General features: G+C 40.9%; 17 protein-coding genes and 1 pseudogene. 13 read left to right on the top strand and 5 right to left on the bottom strand.

The genetic code is table 11. The features are described from left to right. Window positions 1-145 precede the first annotated feature (145 nt). Window positions 146-1,297: pseudogene (locus tag BM135_RS05385) on the top strand (MFS transporter); the annotation flags it as partial. Window positions 1,298-1,338: 41 nt separating this feature from the next. Here the strand turns inward: BM135_RS05385 and BM135_RS05380 are convergent. Beyond that, window positions 1,339-1,971, bottom strand: a complete 633-nt coding sequence (locus BM135_RS05380) for a helix-turn-helix domain-containing protein (protein ID WP_092518590.1) — start codon at window positions 1,969-1,971, stop codon at window positions 1,339-1,341. A 297-nt stretch (window positions 1,972-2,268) separates the two neighbouring features. Between BM135_RS05380 and tus the strand changes: the two genes are divergently transcribed. After that, window positions 2,269-3,195, top strand: a complete 927-nt coding sequence (tus, locus tag BM135_RS05375; RefSeq protein WP_092518588.1) for a DNA replication terminus site-binding protein — start codon at window positions 2,269-2,271, stop codon at window positions 3,193-3,195. Window positions 3,196-3,276: 81 nt separating this feature from the next. Here tus and fumC read toward each other — a convergent pair whose 3' ends face one another. Then, window positions 3,277-4,671, bottom strand: coding sequence for a class II fumarate hydratase (fumC, locus tag BM135_RS05370; protein ID WP_092518586.1), 1,395 nt, complete (start codon window positions 4,669-4,671; stop codon window positions 3,277-3,279). Window positions 4,672-4,844: 173 nt separating this feature from the next. On the opposite strand from fumC, the gene manA reads away from it, so the two are divergent. The 3 genes from manA (at window position 4,845) to add (ending at window position 8,825) form a co-directional block, all read left to right on the top strand. Next, window positions 4,845-6,017 carry a mannose-6-phosphate isomerase gene (gene manA / locus BM135_RS05365; RefSeq protein ID WP_092518584.1) on the top strand — a complete coding sequence of 391 codons (1,173 nt, stop codon included), beginning with the start codon at window positions 4,845-4,847 and terminating at the stop codon, window positions 6,015-6,017. Between the two features lie 164 nt (window positions 6,018-6,181). Beyond that, on the top strand, window positions 6,182-7,690 hold the full coding sequence (locus BM135_RS05360; protein ID WP_092518582.1) for a YdgA family protein: 1,509 nt from the start codon (window positions 6,182-6,184) through the stop codon (window positions 7,688-7,690). A gap of 133 nt (window positions 7,691-7,823) precedes the next feature. Next, on the top strand, window positions 7,824-8,825 hold the full coding sequence (add, locus tag BM135_RS05355; protein WP_092518580.1) for an adenosine deaminase: 1,002 nt from the start codon (window positions 7,824-7,826) through the stop codon (window positions 8,823-8,825). 30 nt (window positions 8,826-8,855) lie between these two features. On the opposite strand, the gene BM135_RS05350 is transcribed toward add, so the two are convergent. Together BM135_RS05350 and BM135_RS05345 are read right to left on the bottom strand one after the other, a co-directional pair. Continuing rightward, a complete protein-coding gene (locus tag BM135_RS05350; protein WP_092518578.1) occupies window positions 8,856-9,845 on the bottom strand; it encodes a bile acid:sodium symporter family protein in 990 nt (329 codons plus the stop codon). A 33-nt stretch (window positions 9,846-9,878) separates the two neighbouring features. Beyond that, window positions 9,879-10,919: an oxidoreductase gene (locus BM135_RS05345; RefSeq protein ID WP_092518576.1), complete on the bottom strand. Its 1,041-nt coding sequence runs from the start codon at window positions 10,917-10,919 to the stop codon at window positions 9,879-9,881. A 181-nt stretch (window positions 10,920-11,100) separates the two neighbouring features. On the opposite strand from BM135_RS05345, the gene BM135_RS05340 reads away from it, so the two are divergent. The 8 genes from BM135_RS05340 (at window position 11,101) to nth (ending at window position 17,841) form a co-directional block, all read left to right on the top strand. Continuing rightward, window positions 11,101-11,541 (top strand): DUF2569 domain-containing protein, encoded by a 441-nt coding sequence (locus tag BM135_RS05340; RefSeq protein ID WP_092518574.1) that lies wholly within the window; start codon window positions 11,101-11,103, stop codon window positions 11,539-11,541. Window positions 11,542-11,661: 120 nt separating this feature from the next. Beyond that, window positions 11,662-12,243 (top strand): electron transport complex subunit RsxA, encoded by a 582-nt coding sequence (gene rsxA, locus BM135_RS05335; RefSeq protein ID WP_092518572.1) that lies wholly within the window; start codon window positions 11,662-11,664, stop codon window positions 12,241-12,243. Beyond that, window positions 12,243-12,866 (top strand): electron transport complex subunit RsxB, encoded by a 624-nt coding sequence (rsxB, locus tag BM135_RS05330; RefSeq protein ID WP_092518570.1) that lies wholly within the window; start codon window positions 12,243-12,245, stop codon window positions 12,864-12,866. The genes rsxA and rsxB overlap by 1 nt, the downstream gene beginning before the upstream one ends. After that, window positions 12,859-14,733: an electron transport complex subunit RsxC gene (gene rsxC, locus BM135_RS05325; protein ID WP_092518568.1), complete on the top strand. Its 1,875-nt coding sequence runs from the start codon at window positions 12,859-12,861 to the stop codon at window positions 14,731-14,733. The genes rsxB and rsxC overlap by 8 nt, the downstream gene beginning before the upstream one ends. 33 nt (window positions 14,734-14,766) lie before the next feature. Next, window positions 14,767-15,846 (top strand): electron transport complex subunit RsxD, encoded by a 1,080-nt coding sequence (gene rsxD, locus BM135_RS05320; protein ID WP_092518566.1) that lies wholly within the window; start codon window positions 14,767-14,769, stop codon window positions 15,844-15,846. Between the two features lie 14 nt (window positions 15,847-15,860). After that, window positions 15,861-16,487, top strand: coding sequence for an electron transport complex subunit RsxG (rsxG, locus tag BM135_RS05315; protein WP_092518564.1), 627 nt, complete (start codon window positions 15,861-15,863; stop codon window positions 16,485-16,487). Window positions 16,488-16,489: 2 nt separating this feature from the next. Next, entirely contained in the window at window positions 16,490-17,194 is a 705-nt protein-coding gene (locus BM135_RS05310; RefSeq protein WP_092518562.1) for an electron transport complex subunit E, read from the top strand. Between the two features lie 14 nt (window positions 17,195-17,208). After that, entirely contained in the window at window positions 17,209-17,841 is a 633-nt protein-coding gene (nth, locus tag BM135_RS05305) for an endonuclease III (RefSeq protein WP_092518604.1), read from the top strand. A 148-nt stretch (window positions 17,842-17,989) separates the two neighbouring features. Here the strand turns inward: nth and BM135_RS05300 are convergent, their stop codons facing one another. Then, complete coding sequence (locus BM135_RS05300; protein WP_092518560.1) at window positions 17,990-18,367, bottom strand: hypothetical protein; 378 nt, start codon at window positions 18,365-18,367, stop codon at window positions 17,990-17,992. Window positions 18,368-18,400: the final 33 nt, after the last annotated feature.

The raw sequence follows: 18,400 nt of genomic DNA, 5'->3' as shown, positions 1-18,400 counted from the left end.
GATTGTAAATCACAAACGATCATCAATGTTCCTACCTTTATGTACTGAAGGCACATCACTGAACTAACTGTTCAATTTAGACCCGTTTGCCCTAGGGTAATAAGCCAACAGCATTACATTCAACGTAAAGATAGTGCATACTTACTACTTACGTGTCACGCTCTCATTCTTTTCCGTTGGGCTGGCAACTTTTGCATTGCTCTATTTTATCCAACCCATTTTGCCTATTCTGTCAGAAGAATTTAATATTTCACCGGCCAATAGTAGTTTGGCTCTATCACTTCCTACTGGGATGTTATCTCTGGGTCTATTAATCACAGGCCCTCTATCTGATGCACTTGGCCGTAAAAATGTTATGGCAATATCACTAGTTGCCGCCGCCATTTTTACTCTCTTAAGTGCCATAGTATCGAGTTGGCACGGAATTTTGTTTATCCGCGCATTAGTAGGTTTATCGATCAGCGGAGTTGCTGCTGTTGCAATGACTTATTTAAGTGAAGAAATTCATCCCAGCTATGTTGCCTTATCCATAGGACTTTATATCAGTGGTAATTCAATAGGAGGAATGAGTGGACGTTTGATTACTGCTGTAGTCACAGACCACTATTCATGGAGGTTTGCAGTCATTTTATTAGGCGCTTTTGCTTTAGTCTCTGCTATTGCATTTTGGAAACTGTTACCAGAATCTAAGCATTTTAAGTCAAGCTCATTAAAGCCTAAAACGCTGCTTATAAATTTGAAGATACATTTTCGTGATCAAGGTCTTTCCCTTCTATTTGCTGAAGCGTTTTTGATTATGGGGAGCTTTATTACCATGTTTAACTACATTGGTTATCGATTATTAGAAGCGCCTTATCATTTAAGTCAGACTATCGTTGGATTGCTATCTATCGTTTACCTAACAGGAACTTATAGCGCCACCAAAGCGGGAACATTAACAAGTAAACATGGACGGGGAAAAGTATTGTTAGCGGCTATTAGTATAATGTTGGTTGGTTGCGTAATCACCCTATTTTCTCCTATCTGGGCAGTGATTCTGGGAATGATGATATTAACAACAGGCTTTTTTTCTGCTCATTCAGTTGCTAGTGGATGGATTGGTCAAAAAGCCAAACGAGCAAAAGCTCAAGCTTCATCACTTTATTTATTTTGTTATTACTCTGGTTCCAGTATTGCAGGGACATTAGGTGGAATATTCTGGCTCCATTTTGCTTGGAATGGTGTTGCCGCATTTATTTCATTATTAACTATTGTTGCTCTCTATTTAGGCTTCAAACTCAACAAATTATCAAAATGATTACAATTGCCGACATAGTCTTCTGTTTTCAATTATCATCTTTAATAATAAGATTGTACCGGCAATGATAAGACTTTTTCTAAATATCCATTAACAAGTTCAACACATCCTTCTTTTTTTAAAGAAAGTAACACCCGTTGTATACAACTGCGTGAAATAGTACATCTTTGCTCTATGTATTTGATTGCTGTGATATTCTTCCTGAATTCCACTGGCGAATTCATTAAACGGGATAATAAATTATATACAACCTCTCGATTATTATGACGAAAAACACTAATATCTCTTGCATATAAGAAAGACATTTTGTAGGAAAAAATTCTCAACCACTCTTTATAAAGATCGTGCGTCCTTATGGCACTTAACGCACTACTTCGAGGAATCTGATGAATTTTACAATTTTCCCCTAATTCAATGGAATAATAAATTCCCGCGCCAGGATAAAAAGACAAACCAATAACATAAGGTGAAAAAAATGTCGCAATGATTAACTCATCATCTATTCTACGTATATTGACGTACCCTTGATCTAATAAGAAAATCTTAAGGAATTCATTATCTATTCTAATTGATTTTCCTTGTGTTAATAAATCAATCGTGATCGGTTCAGAGTGTGGTAATAATACATTAATAACCTTTTTGAAGGAATCTAGGGGTTTGATTAAATTGTTCATATTTAATAATCCTGTTGAATTGCTTACCCTAATAATCAAGTAATGGAGATTGAGAGATTAACATAAATATTTTCACTTTTAGTAAAGTAAATTGTTTTATAATTAACCTACTAAAATAAGGTAATTTTTTTACCATGATTTTAATTTTTTCTGCAATAATTGTTTTCTACTTTCTATGTGTTGTTTAGTGTTTGTTTGATTTTGTTGTTGAGGTTTTTATAGATTGTATTTATACTTCTAAGTATGTTGTAACTAAATGGGTAATGTGAACAACTGATAACAGCAGAGAATATATTCATGAATAAATATCTTTCAATAGAATCACTAACAACCTGCTTTAAAAAACAAGAAGAAAAATTGTCCGAGTTGGCTGGATTGTTAACGAACTATCCCCTCATTGATGCCCGAATATTTGAATTACCTAAAATAGAGAAAGGCAAAGAACATGAACAAGTAACTGAAATTATGGTCAATCCATTACAGGGGGGTGATGCACTCAATGTAGGTTTACGCTTCTACCAGAAATTATTTATACATCATAACAACCCTAATATCAGCAGCAAAGCTGCAAGCCGCCTTCCCGGAGCATTGTGCTTTGCTGTCAACCACCAGCAATATAAAGAAGCAATGAGAGTAATTGACGAAGTAAATCAGTTAAAAATAGAGCTGGAAAATATCGTTACCAAAGAATCAGACGTCAGCAAAGAACAACGATTTGAATTTGTTCATGAGCATTTGCGGGGCCTCATTACTCTGAATGCTTATCGAACCATCACTCACCTATTAAACCCTGACTCCATTAATTTTGGCTGGGCCAATAAAAACATCATTAATAAGCTTACCAAGCAACAAGTTCTGGAAAGACTGGAGAAAAGCCATAATACAGGAAGAGCGGTTCCCCCCTACTCCAGTGAACAATGGGCAGCATTGGTGGCATTAGAAATGACAGATATCAAAAAATTACCCGATGATGTCATATTGAAAATCAAACGGCCAGTCAAAGTACAACCTATTACTCGTGTATGGTATTCAGAAATACAAAAACAAGTTCAATATGCTTGTCCAGTTCCAGTGATTGCTTTTTATACGGAAGATAAAGAAATCAAACCAAAACTCGGTACGCTGCCTAACTACAATGCCACTGCTATTAAACATAGACATAAACCCAAAGTGAAGCCACTTGAGTTGGTTATTCCTCGCCTACATCTCTACAGAGAAATTTAAGATGTAAAAAACCGGAGAACATTTCTCCGGTTTTTTACATTTAGTAATGAATGCAGATAAATTATTTGCTCATAACAAGCATTACTTCATGCTACCAACCATATCTTCTGGACGAACCCAAGCATCAAATTCAACCTCAGTTAAATATCCTAACTGAAGTGCTGACTGTTTCAGTGTCAAGCCTTCTTTATGCGCTTTTTTGGCAATCTCTGCAGCTTTATCGTAACCAATATGAGTATTCAACGCAGTTACCAGCATCAGTGATTCGTTCAGTAACTGGGTGATACGATCATGGTTAGGTTCAATACCAATAGCACAATGCTCATTAAAACTACGCATACCATCCGCCAGCAAGCGAATAGATTGCAAGAAATTATGAATAACCATCGGACGGAATACGTTTAATTCAAAGTTACCAGATGCACCACCAATATTGATCGCCACATCGTTACCCATAACCTGAGCGCATAACATGGTCATCGCTTCGCACTGAGTTGGGTTTACTTTGCCCGGCATAATGGAGCTACCTGGCTCATTTTCAGGAATAGAAATTTCACCAATTCCACAACGAGGACCAGAAGCCAACCAACGAATATCGTTAGCAATCTTCATCAATGACGCAGCCAAACCTTTCAATGCTCCATGAGAATGAACCAACGCATCACAAGTTGCCAATGCTTCAAATTTATTTGGTGAGGTTACAAAAGGCTGACCGGATAATTCAGCAATTTTCTGCGCAACACGAACTGCATATTCAGGATGAGTATTCAGGCCAGTTCCTACTGCTGTACCACCCAGAGCCAGTTCACACATATGAGGAATGCTATCTTCAATATGTTTCAAGTTATGTGTCAACATCGCTGCCCAGCCGGAAATTTCCTGTCCTAAAGTCAGTGGGGTTGCATCTTGTAAGTGAGTACGGCCAATTTTTACAATATCTTTAAATGCTTCCGCTTTATCTGCCAGAGTTTTTTGTAGTACGTTTAACTCTGGTAACAAATGTTCACGCACTGCAATCACTGCCGCAACATGCATAGCAGTAGGGAAAACGTCATTAGAGCTTTGGCTCTTATTAACATCATCATTAGGATGAATCAGACGTTCATTACCCCTTTCACCACCAAGGATCTCACTACCACGGTTCGCCAACACTTCATTCATATTCATGTTGCTTTGAGTTCCCGAACCAGTCTGCCAGATAGCAAGAGGGAATTCTGTTGGATGTTTGCCTTCCAGCACCTCTTTCGCCGCAGCGATGATTGCATCACTACGTTCTTTAGGCAGAAGGCCCAGATCCGTATTAACGCTGGCCGCTGCTTGTTTAGTCAATGCCAGAGCCTGAATCAATGCAACAGGCATTTTTTCCTGAGAAATCCGGAAATGCTCCAGTGAGCGCTGAGTTTGCGCTCCCCATAATTGGTCAGCAGGTACTTCAATAGGTCCCATTGAGTCTTTTTCAATGCGAGTGGCTGCCATTACTATCTCCTTAGCACACAGAATAATTGAATACGCCAGAACAAACTTTGCAGATAAATTAGTCGGCATTTTCCTATCATGCCATAAATTTAATAACGATAATGCGACCTAATCGTGTTTATTGTATTGTTGTCTATAAAACAAGTTACTTTTTTATTATAGGAAATTCCGCCATGCTGAAAATGATCAACAACATCCAACATTATGACTGGGGGAGTAAAACCGCCCTGACGGATATCTATGGTATCGAGAATCCTGACAGTCAACCAATGGCAGAATTATGGATGGGAGCACATCCGAAATGTAGTTCACTGGTCATTAATCCTCAAACAGGCGAGACTATTGCTTTGAACACCTTAATTGATAAAGAACCAGAGAAATATCTTGGTGAAAAAGTAGCCCGACAATTCCAGCGTTTGCCTTTCTTGTTCAAAGTGCTGTGTGCCGCTCAACCACTATCTATTCAAGTTCATCCTGACAAAAAATCCGCAGAAATGGGCTTTGCCAGAGAAAATGCACAGGCAATCCCTTTAGATTCATCACAGCGCAACTACAAAGATGATAATCACAAACCTGAATTGGTATATGCATTGACACCGTTCAAGGCTATGAATGCTTTTAGGCCTTTATCTGAGATTGCGAAATTATTGGGTCATGTTTCTACTGCACATCCAGATATACAAACATTTCTCCAACATCCAACAGAGCAAAGCTTGTCGCTTCTATTTTCACAGTTATTGAATATGCAAGGCGATCAGAAATACTTAGCAATTGCCGTCTTAAAGTCAGCATTGAACAGTCATCAAGGTGAGCCGTGGGATACTATCAAAAAAATGACCTCGTTCTATCCAGATGACAATGGATTGTTTGCTCCACTCCTGCTCAATGTGGTTGAACTCAAACCGGGTCAAGCGATGTTTTTATATGCCCGTACTCCTCACGCTTATCTTGACGGCGTGGTCTTGGAAGTCATGGCCAATTCTGATAATGTTCTACGTGCTGGTTTAACCAGCAAACATATTGACGTTCCCGAATTAATGGCTAATCTGGATTTTATTCCAAAATCTACCAATACTTTACTAACCGAGCCAAAACAGGAAAAAGATGCCTTGAATTACCCTGTTCCTGTCAATGATTTTTGTTTTTCTGTTTATTCTGTTGCAGAACAGCTAATCTCATTAGAAAATGATTCAGCTTCAGTTCTATTCTGTGTTGAAGGATGGGCTGTTATCAGCACCGATAATCAGCAATTAAGATTATTCTCAGGTGAATCAATTTTCTTATCTGCTATAGAGAAATCTGTAACTGTTTATGGTAATGGGAAAATAGCTAAGGTATCTAATTAGATTCATGGACTTATAATCGTTTCCATTAAATTATTAATCACATTCTCAGTGAAAACTGATTAAAACCATTTTAGCTAGACTATACACTTAACAACCATTTTTGACATAAATACAAAACGCATACACCGACCATGTTATATGCGTTAAAAGGATGGAATTTTCATATGAAAAAATCGTTAGTTGCAGTAAGCGTTATTGTTGCTCTGGGTGCGGTATGGAGCGGAATGTCATGGTATACAGGTAAGCAACTTGAAAGTCGCTTAAATCGCTTCATAGAAAAGGCAAACACTGAACTGAAAAATTCAGCACCTGAAAACGGATTCGAATGGCAAGCAAAAGATTTTAAACGAGGCATTTTCAGTTCTGATGTCCGTTTGATCCTAACCACCAAAGGCGGTATAGAAGAGGCTGGAATCAAGCCAAATGAAGAAGTCATTTTCAAATCGACTATTGATCACGGGCCATTCCCTATTGCCAATCTGAAAACATTCAATCTGGTACCGAAAATGGCTTCTATCCATTCAGAGCTTGAGCAAAGTGATACGCTAAAAGAATTATTTAACCTCACGGATGGAAAACAACTACTCAAATCAGATGTTAACATTAGTTATAGCGGTGCCATCTCTGCCAATATTGATTTTGTCCCTATTAAACATACAAAAAGCGATAAAGGTGCTCATCGCGTTCTGTCATTCGCAGGTGCAAAAATCAACGTCAATACTAATAGCGACTTGAGTGTATTTTCATTCTCTGCGAAAAGTGATGGATTATCTTTCAGTGAACCTGCAAAAAAAGAAACTATTTCACTTAAAGGAATTGACTTTAAAGGGGATAGCAAAAAAGGTAATTTCGATATTTACGTTGGTGATCACAGCTATAGCATTGGCGAATTCAGCGTGAATGGAACTAATGAACACAATATTTCTCTCAAAGGAATAAAAGTCACTACTAATTCGAGCGAGGATAAAGAGAATCTGAATATCAAAATTGCCTCTAGTATTGATGGTGTAAAAATTAAGGATATAGAGTTCGGTTCCGGTACGTTCAATCTGGGTATGGAAAAGTTAGATGGCCAATCTGTACACAAATTTACTCAAGCCTATAATGAAGCAGCACAAAAGGCCTTGGCTACGAATGGAGTCTTGTCTGATGATGCTATTCTCAACGACTTACATCTACTCATGAACAAAAATCCACAATTCAGTATTTCACCTTTAAGTTGGAAAAACAGTAAAGGTGAAAGCTCCGTAGATTTCAAAATTACCTTACAAAACTTTCCGAAAGATGTAAGTACGTTATCCCTCATAGGTTCGGAAGAAATAATTCGTACTCTGGTTAAAGATTTATCATTGAACATTAACGTGCCTAAGGCCATGTTGATAGAGTCTATCGCACAAGCAGATGAGTTAAACGGTAAGGATAAAGCTACTGCGGAAATTGAAGCTGAACGACAAGTTCTAACAGTTGCCGTTCTTGGAAGTAAATTCCTCACTGTTAAAAATGGAGTTATTGGCCTTAACTTCCACTATGCCAATGACAAAGTTAAATTAAACGACAAAGAATCCAGCTTACATCAATTCCTGCTTGATAATGGCCTTTCCGGGTCCTATGATGATACGGATGGTATAGAGAGTCAGCATGATGATAAGGCTGAACTTCCGGTGGTTGAATAAATACAGTTGAATAACTGTCACCATAATAAATAACCAGAACCCGAGGTTTCTAGTTCCCCAACTTTCCAGCCAGTCAACGTGTTGACTGGCTTTTTTGTATATATAAAATTTGATAAACAAGAAGGATAAGAAAATGATTGACATACAGCTTCCACTGACCGACTTACACCGCCATCTTGACGGTAATATTCGCCCTGAAACCATTTTGTACCTCGCTCGTCAACATAATATCCCACTCCCGGCCTATGAACTGGAAGCATTACGCCCCCATGTCCAAATTATTGAAAATGAGCCTAACCTTGTTAGCTTTCTGCAAAAATTGGACTGGGGTGTTACTGTTCTGGCCGACTTAAACGCTTGCCGCAGGGTTGCCATCGAAAATGTTGAAGATGCTGTCAATGCAGGTATTGATTATGCTGAACTGCGTTTTTCCCCTTATTACATGGCCATGAAACACCAACTTCCCATTGAAGGAGTTGTAGAAGCAATCATTGATGGTATCCAATCAGCAAGTCAGCAATATGATATTCAGATCCGTTTAATCGGTATCCTGAGCAGAACATTTGGTGAAAAAGCTTGTTCCCAAGAGTTAGCCGGGCTTCTTGCTCATAAGCAACACATCACCGCATTAGATCTGGCGGGTGATGAATTGGGATTCCCAGGCCATCTCTTTGAGCAACATTTTAACCAAGCACGTAATGCAGGCTGGAATATTAGTGTACACGCAGGTGAAGCCGCAGGTGCGGAAAGCATTTGGCATGCTATTCGTGAATTAGGCGCGACGCGTATCGGGCATGGCGTGAAAGCAATCACCGATCCTGCCCTGATGGATTATCTGGCTGAACACGGTATCGGTATTGAATCCTGCCTGACATCAAACCTGCAAACCAGCACCGTCAGTTCCCTGCTAACTCATCCACTGAAGCAATTCCTTGAACACGGGATTTTGGCATCAATCAATACAGATGACCCGACAGTAGAAGGCATTGAGATTCGTCATGAGTATAATATTGCGGCGCCAGCGGCAGGACTGTCTCCAGCCCTGATCAGACAGGCACAGATTAATGGATTGGCAACTGCATTCCTCAGTGAAGCAGAAAAACAGGCCCTGAAAGACAAAGTCGCCAACCGCTAAGAAGTGTTATTTATTTCTAAGGGCAGAAAACTACTCTGCCTTTTTTGTCCTTAGGCGCAGAGCATAACGCTGAGCAAACACAGCACAGACCATTAGTTGGATTTGGTGAAAGATCATCAATGGTAACAACATTACACCGACCACTGATGCAGGAAACAGTACATTAGCCATCGGTACACCATTCGCCAAGCTCTTCTTCGAGCCACAAAACACTATAGTGATTTCGTCTTCTTTGCTAAACCCCAGTAAACGCGAGCTATATACATTAATTATTAATACCACAGCCAACAAAACACAGCAGACAATACCAATTATAAAAAGTGAATAAGCATCTATTTTATGCCAAATGCCCTCCACCACCGCCTCACTAAATGCAACATAAACCACCAGCAATATAGAAGAACGATCCGTCATGTTGACCAGTTTTTTATGTTTTTCCACCCAACCGGCAATCAAAGGACGTGATAAGTGCCCAGCAATAAAAGGTACCATCAGCTGCAAGATAATATCTTTTATCGCTTTCCACGTATCGGTATCAGCGCCACCTTCGTGAGTTTGGATCAAAAAGCCAACCAATAATGGAGACAGAAACACGCCCAATAAGCTTGAAGCGGAAGCACTACATATTGCGGCTGCAACATTCCCACCAGCAACGGAGGTAAACGCGATAGCTGATTGCACTGTGGCAGGTAAGGCACAAAGATAAAGAAATCCCATATAAACCGTTGGTGACATCCATTCTGGCACAATAAAACTTAATCCCATGCCCAGTATGGGAAACAAGATAAAAGTGCTGGTGAAAATCACCAAATGCAACCGCCAGTGTCCTATCCCTGCCAAAATGGCATTACGAGATAACTTCGCTCCATGCATAAAGAATAACAATGCAATAGCAGCCGTTGTTAAGTACTGAAACCATTTTTTAGCTTCACCTTCACAAGGAAAGAAAGATGCAATGATGACTACCGTAATCAGTGTCACCAAAAAAGGATCGATTCTTAATTTTTGCAACATATTCATCATAGCTCCCTTGCCCTGCCTGCCAGCGTGTAATTAATCAATTAAAATTGTGCGTTGTTCTTTTGCTGATTTTTCACCTGCCTCAATAAGCTTCATGATCAAAATAGCTTCGCTGGCAGTCACTGGGTTAGGTTTTCCAAACAAAATCGCATCACGAACAGCAGCATAATAAGCCCCATAATTACCCGGCATAGTTGGGATAACTTGCGTAACTAAATCTTCACCTTGTGACAATGTCACATAACCATTTCGTGCATCATATCCCCAATCTGCCCGTGGTGGCCTTTCTCCTGCTTTCAAACGTTCTTCCTGAGGATCGAAACCATACTTGGTATAACTACCAGCCATACCATGCAATGTATAAACAGGTGACTCTGCCGCAGCAAGCATGGTTGCATGTAGTACAACTTTCAAATCAGGATAAATGAGTTGCGCATGAAAATAATCCGCAGTCTCTGCACTCGGACGTATCATGCCTAAATCTGTTGTGATGGCTTGTGGCTTGCCAAAGAGTTGAACCGCCTGATCCAATAAATGAGGCCCTAAATCATACCAAATACCACTACCTGCTCCGGCAGCTTCGCGCCAACGCTGACGAACAGAGGGACGATAACGGTCAAAGTGGGATTCATAATATTTCAGTGTTCCCAATTTATTTTCTTTAATAATTGATTGCACTGTCAAAAAACCAGAATCCCAACGACGATTATGGAACACAGACAACAATAAATTCGCTTCTTCCGCTTGTTTTTTCAGTGATTGAGCTTGTTCTACAGTAATGGTAAAAGGCTTATCAACGATAACATGCTTCCCCGCAGCAAGCGCCTTTTGCGCCAATGGATAGTGAGTATCATTTGGTGTTGGGATCACAATAAGGTCAATATTGGGATCATTGAAAAGTGCCTCCGGCGAAGAAACGACTGATACCGTTGGCCAATCTTTTTTGACCTTATCTGCATCACTGCTGGAAATTGCAACCAATTCAACATTGGATGTCCCTGCAATCAATGGAGCATGAAAGGTTTTACTTGCATAGCCATAACCAACCAAACCAACTTTTAAAAAATCACTCATAACCACCCCTAAAAAATGATCGTAATATCATGGTTCGTAATACCATAACCTAGTGACGAGGCGTCAGAAAATATCACCACCTATCACACGTTAGCAAATAATCCTGATTCCTGTGCTACTATCTTTTTCCTATAATATTTTTCCTATGTCAAAGACACTCATGATGGAGTGAAGACTTTTTATGTATCAATCCAATGATTATTATCGCATCAACGGCTGGTTATTAGCGCCTGCTGCATACCTAATAATGACATTAATCGCAGCTAGTTTTATGTTGCTGTTATATACGATGATGTTTATTCATAAAAATGAAGCAATTCATCAAATCAGTGGTAACTTTACCGCGTTGTGGTATACCTCCGTATTAACCACTGCAATGATGTGGTGTTTTACTGTATGGGTATTGAAGTTACTTTTTATTCGCTCGAAACGATTCCCACGTATTTTTATTATTTGGCTGATGGTTTCTGTTCTGATTGCTATAAAAACCTTCGCCTTTTCCCCTATTTCCGATGGAATGGCAATACGCTCTCTATTATGGCCATTGCTGGCTGCTACTGTTTTCGTTCCTTATATTAAACGCTCACATCGAGTAAAAATGACTTTCACACAAGATCGATAACATACCCCACATTTGATTGTTATCATTGCCCCCACTTGCCCCGCACTCAAGTGGGGGATTTCTATTCAGACTATATAAGCAGTGTTCCACTTTCCTAATATCTTATTTTCAGGTACAGCAATGACTGAATACCTTTTGTTATTTATTGGCACAGTTTTGGTCAATAACTTTGTTTTAGTAAAATTTTTGGGCCTATGCCCTTTTATGGGCGTGTCCAAAAAACTCGAAACCGCTATCGGTATGGGACTGGCAACGACTTTTGTCCTCACCTTAGCGTCTATCAGTTCATGGTTGATAAACACTTTTATTCTTGTTCCGCTTGATTTGGTTTATTTGCGAACCCTGAGCTTTATCCTCGTCATTGCGGTCGTCGTTCAATTTACTGAATTGGTCGTCCGCAAGACCAGCCCGACGTTGTATCGCCTCTTAGGAATTTTCTTGCCACTGATTACAACCAACTGCGCTGTACTTGGTGTCGCATTGCTGAACGTCAATCAATCCCACGGCTTTTTACAATCTGCCGTATATGGCTTCAGCGCTGCGGCGGGTTTTTCCCTTGTCATGGTGCTGTTTGCCGCCATTCGCGAACGTCTGGCGGTTGCTAATATTCCCGCCCCTTTTCGTGGTTCATCGATAGGGCTTATTACTGCGGGGTTAATGTCCCTCGCATTTATGGGCTTTAGTGGTTTGGTGAAATTCTAATGATGTCATTATGGATTGCTATAGGTGTGTTAGGTGTACTTGGGTTAACCTTTGGTTTAATTCTGGGTTTTGCAGCTCGTCGTTTTAAAGTAGAAGAAGATCCGATTGTTGAAAAAATCGATAGCTTATTACCTCAGAGTCAATGTGGGCAATGTAGTTATCCCGGTTGTCGCCCCTATGCGGAAGCAGTAGCCAACAATGGCGAAATGATCAACAAATGCGCTCCCGGCGGAGAGCAAGTTATGATCAAAATATCTGAGTTGCTGGGTGTTGATCCTCAGCCACTGGATGGCGACGATAGCGTGCAGAACCCTGCCAGAAAAGTTGCTTTCATTGATGAAGAAAATTGCATAGGCTGCACAAAATGCATTCAAGCGTGTCCTGTGGATGCCATTATTGGTGCAAACCGTGCCATGCACACCGTTGTTGAAGATCTCTGCACAGGTTGCGACCTGTGTGTCGCGCCTTGCCCAACCGATTGCATTACGATGATTCCAGTTGCTACCACTACCTCAAATTGGAAATGGGATTTAAACACCATTCCAGTAAAAAACATTCCCGTAACACCAGATCCGACTTTGTTCTCTCCTGCTAAGCCTGTTGAGGTTAAAACCAATGTTTAATCTGCTCAACTTACTTAACAAGAATAGAATCTGGGATTTTGATGGTGGCATCCATCCACCGGAAATGAAATTGCAATCCAGCAGCACCCCGTTACGCCATGCCCCATTGCCGGATGAATTAATTATTCCTTTACAGCAACATTTGGGACCTGAAGGCGAATTACTGGTTAAAATGGGTGATCAGGTACTGAAAGGTCAGGCGTTGACGCTTGGAATAGGCAAAACGCTGCCTGTTCATGCTTCCACATCAGGAACAATTATCGCAATCGAACCTTGCGTCACAGCACACCCTTCTGGACTGAAAGAACTATGTGTCCGGTTACGCCCTGATGGTAAGGATCAATGGATAGAACGTAATCAAGTCGCTGATTACACAACGCTGGATGCTGGTGAGATATTAAAACGTATTCAGCAAGCAGGTATTGCTGGCTTAGGTGGTGCTGGCTTCCCTACTGAAACAAAACTGAAAGGTGGCCGACACAATCTCAAGACTCTGATCATTAATGCAGCTGAGTGTGAACCCTATATCACCGCTGATGACCGTTTAATGCAGGAACATGCAGAAGAAGTTATTGAAGGTATCCGTATTTTGATGCATCTGCTCAATCCAAAGCAGGTGTTGATCGGTATTGAAGATAACAAACCCGACGCAATTAATGCTCTAAACACAGCACTCAATGGTGATAAGTCCATCGTTGTACGAGTTATTCCGACAAAATATCCTTCTGGTGGCGCCAAACAACTTACCAAGATTCTAACCGGAAAAGAAGTTCCTTCTGGTGGACGCTCTTCTGATATCGGCGTTCTTATGCAAAATGTGGGTACAGTAGTCGCTATAAAGCGGGCCATTATTGATGGAGAGCCATTAATCGAACGTGTCGTCACACTAACAGGAGAATCTGTAATTTCTCCCGGTAATTTCTGGGCCCGTCTTGGTACACCGATTCAATTCCTGTTACAACAAGCCGGATTTAAATCAGGATCAGAACAGATGGTCATTATGGGTGGGCCATTAATGGGTTTTACTCTACCTGACTTGAATGTTCCCATCGTAAAAATCAGTAACTGTATTCTGGCGCCTTCAATACAAGAGATGGAACCAAAAGAGATTGAAGAGGCATGTATTCGCTGTGGCTTATGCGTTGAAGCCTGTCCGGCTGGATTATTACCTCAACAACTTTATTGGTTCAGTCGTGGACAAGAACATGAAAAAGCCAAAAGTCACAATTTATTCGACTGTATTGAGTGTGGTGCCTGTGCTTATGTGTGCCCAAGCAATATTCCCCTAGTTCAATATTATCGGCAGGAAAAAGCCGAAATACGCGCTATCGATACCGAAACACGCCGCTCAGCCGAAGCTAAAATTCGGTTTGAGGCTAAACAAGCACGTATGGAACGAGAAAAACTGGCTCGTGAAGAACGCCATAAAAAGTCTATGGTTCAAGTCGATAGTAAAGATCAGAATGCTATTCAAGCCGCCCTTGCTCGCGTAAAAGAAAAACAGGCTACAGTTGGTAAAGCTTTCACCATACAAGCTGGACAACTACCTGATAATGAAGACGCGATTGCAGCGCGTAAGGCCAGAAAAGAACAGTTGCGTGCCCGTCAGGCAGAAAAACAAGCCTCTACAAGCTTGGATGCAAATACATCAACATCGGTGGGTGAAGACAGTGATCCGCGTAAAGCCGCCCTCGCCGCTGCAATAGCCAGAGCAAAAGCGAAAAAGGCAGCCCAAAGCAGCGAAGAAGTGACAATGTCACCACAAACAGTTTCCGAAACACCGGAAGAAGTCGACCCACGTAAAGCCGCTGTCGCAGCGGCTATTGCTCGTGCCAAAGCTAAAAAAGCGGCTCAAGCTCAAGAATAACAAAAAATTACAACAGAATAGTGAAATTTATCGATGAAATTTAGGCCAGTAAAGACTGACAATAACCCGTTAAAAGTCGCGAGTTCGCCTTTTACACACAATCAAAAAAGTACCAGCCAAATTATGTTTTGGGTGGTTTTAGCTGCCATACCTGGTATTGCTACACAGACCTATTTTTTTGGCTATGGAACTTTGTTCCAGATCGCGTTGGCTGTCATTATCGCATTATTAGCTGAATCCGCTGCTATTGCGTTAAAAAAGCAATTAGTACTTCCCTATCTCAAAGATAATTCTGCTTTAGTTACAGGATTACTTTTAGGAATTAGCCTGCCACCATTAGCACCATGGTGGTTAATCGTGCTCGGAACATTTTTTGCCATCATTATTGCTAAGCACTTATATGGGGGGCTTGGACAAAATCCATTTAACCCTGCCATGGTTGGCTACGTTGTTCTGTTGATCTCATTTCCTGTACAAATGACCTGTTGGATGCCACCGGATTCTTTACAGGCATTCACTTTAACGCCGTGGGATAGTCTGATGGTCATTTTCACAGGACATACGCCAGATGGTTCTACTTTATTACAACTGCAACAAGGCATTGATGGATTGAGTCAGGCAACACCACTGGATAGTTTTAAAACTGGCAGACTCACTCATGATATTAATGAGGTATTGCAACAACCTATTCTACAAGGCGTTCTGGCAGGCATTGGCTGGCAGTGGGTTAACATTGCTTATTTGGCCGGTGGCCTGATTATGCTCAACCGAAAAGTCATTAACTGGCAAATCCCAACGGCATTTATTTTGTCACTGGGCGCTTGTGCATTGATTAGTTGGTTTATTGATCCTACTCGCTATTCACCACCATTATTGCAACTCCTTTCCGGCGCAACCATGTTAGGTGCCTTTTTTATTGCCACCGATCCGGTTAGTGCATCAACAACACCAAAAGGTCGCCTGATTTACGGAGCCATCATTGGTGGGCTTATATGGGTAATCCGTGTCTATGGTGGTTACCCAGACGCTGTTGCCTTTGCGGTATTACTGGCAAACATATGTGTACCGCTTATTGACCATTACACTCAGCCTCGTGCTTACGGCCATAAATAGAAAAGGAGATTACCATGTTAGAAACTATGCGTCGTCACGGTATTACTCTCGCAATTTTCGCCGCTTGTACGACAGGATTAACAGCAATTGTTTATTCGTTGACAAAAGACCGCATTGCTGAACAAGCGGCTTTGCAACATAAGGTATTGCTGGATCAAGTTGTTTCACCTAACTTTTATAATAATGATATGCAAAATGAGTGCTATCTGGTGACAGACAATGCATTAGGTAATCATCAACCCCATCGTCTTTATCTTGCCCGTAAAAACGATGTTCCGGTTGCTGCTGCATTGGAAAGCACAGCACCTGACGGCTATTCAGGCGCAATTCAATTACTTGTTGGCGCTGATTTTTCCGGCAAAGTGTTAGGTGTTCGTGTGACTGAGCATCATGAAACCCCAGGTTTGGGAGACAAAATTGAAACCCGAATTTCCGATTGGATCTATGCTTTTTCTGGTAAGAAAGTGATGTCAAAGAACGATGAAAACTGGGCAGTTAAGAAAGACGGCGGAGAGTTTGACCAATTTACCGGTGCTACTATTACACCTCGTGCCGTTGTCAATGCCGTTAAACGGACAACCCTTTATCTGGAAACAGTACCAGCACAACTGTCTTCACTGCCAACTTGTGGAGAAAAATAACCATGAGCGAAACCAAAAATCTATTTATTCAGGGGCTATGGAAAAACAACTCCGCATTGGTGCAGCTTTTAGGGCTTTGCCCTTTATTGGCTGTATCCTCCACGGCGACCAATGCCTTAGGACTAGGATTGGCTACCACACTCGTTTTGCTCAGTACTAACATGGCAGTATCCGCTTTGCGTCGTTGGGTGCCTCATGAAATCCGTATTCCCATTTATGTGATGATCATTGCGTCCGTTGTTAGTGCCGTTCAGATGCTCATCAATGCCTTTGCCTTTGAGTTATATGAATCATTGGGGATTTTTATTCCGCTAATCGTTACTAACTGTATTGTTATTGGTCGTGCGGAAGCCTACGCATCTAAGAACTCAATCTATCATTCAATGATTGATGGCCTTGCGATGGGGTTCGGTGCAACCTTTGCCCTGTTCGTATTGGGAGCGATACGTGAAATTCTGGGTAACGGCACATTGTTTGATGGCGCGGATTTGCTGCTGGGCAGTTGGGCGAAATCACTGCGGATTGAAATTCTCCATATGGATTCCCCTTTTCTGCTTGCCATCCTGCCACCCGGTGCATTTATTGGATTAGGCTTAATGCTGGCCGGAAAATATCTCATTGATGAACGCCTGAAAAATCGTTCAGAAAATAAAGAACGCCAATATAGCGTAGAAAAAGGCTTTGGAAGCCATATCACAAGAAGCTGAAGGTGCAATCAGATATGAATCAACAAAAACGGGTTGAGATACTCACCCGCTTACGGGATCACAATCCACACCCGACTACCGAGTTGGTTTTCAATTCCCCTTTTGAATTGCTGATCTCTGTTTTACTGTCTGCACAAGCGACAGACGTCAGCGTCAATAAGGCAATGGCAAAGTTATACCCTGTTGCCAATACACCACAGGCAATCCTTAATTTGGGGGTTGATGGTTTAAAAAAGTATATAAAAACCATCGGGTTATATAACACCAAAGCGGAAAACGTGATTAAAACCTGCCGGATTTTGCTGGAAAAGCATCAGGGTGAAGTGCCGGAAGATCGTGCAGCGCTGGAAGCGCTGCCAGGGGTGGGGCGAAAAACGGCTAATGTTGTGCTGAATACCGCTTTTGGCTGGCCGACCATTGCCGTTGATACCCATATTTTTCGCGTCAGCAATCGGACGCAATTTGCGCCCGGCAAAAATGTCGATGAGGTGGAAAAGAATTTATTGAAAGTGGTGCCCGATGAATTCAAGGTGGATTGCCACCATTGGCTGATTTTGCATGGCCGCTATACTTGTATTGCCTGTAAACCTCGCTGTGGATCTTGTATTATTGAAGACCTTTGTGAGTTTAGGGATAAGACTGAGTGATGATAATTTCATAAATTTAATCTTTACCCACTCTATCTCTTCCAACAGTCTGTCTCCGATCAATCATAATGGAGACAGATTGAACAAAAGACTCTAAACTGTGTGGAAAATAGTCAATAACGATAACGTCCCTATAAAGATTTATTTATCAAAGTTCAACTGGATATAGGGATACATTATTTTTTAAAGTAAAAAAAGACACATAATTATCTATGTTAGATACTAATCCTACTTCTAAAAAAATAATATTCCCACTAAGTGAGACAACTAAAATGCCATCAGTTTCATAACTGATTACTTTTGCGGTGAATACTAAATTATTACTTTCAAGCATTATATTAGACGCGGTTTCACTCACAAAATTTATATTTACTCCCCATTCAAAATAATCATCTATATCTAATTCTACATGATAGATATCACCTATATTTGGTTCAGAACCGACCCAACGTGCTATTCCATTACCTAATGGAGAGGTAAATATCACATAAGGATTGTTAAATTTAGTAATAGTTACACTGATCATTTTAATATTAGTGTCCCAGAGCCAGAACTTAAA

The organism is Xenorhabdus japonica, from assembly GCF_900115195.1.
GTDB classification, from domain to species: Bacteria; Pseudomonadota; Gammaproteobacteria; order Enterobacterales; family Enterobacteriaceae; genus Xenorhabdus; species Xenorhabdus japonica.
Note: the sequence above shows the minus strand (reverse complement) of the source record. Positions and strands in the feature narration are given on the sequence as shown.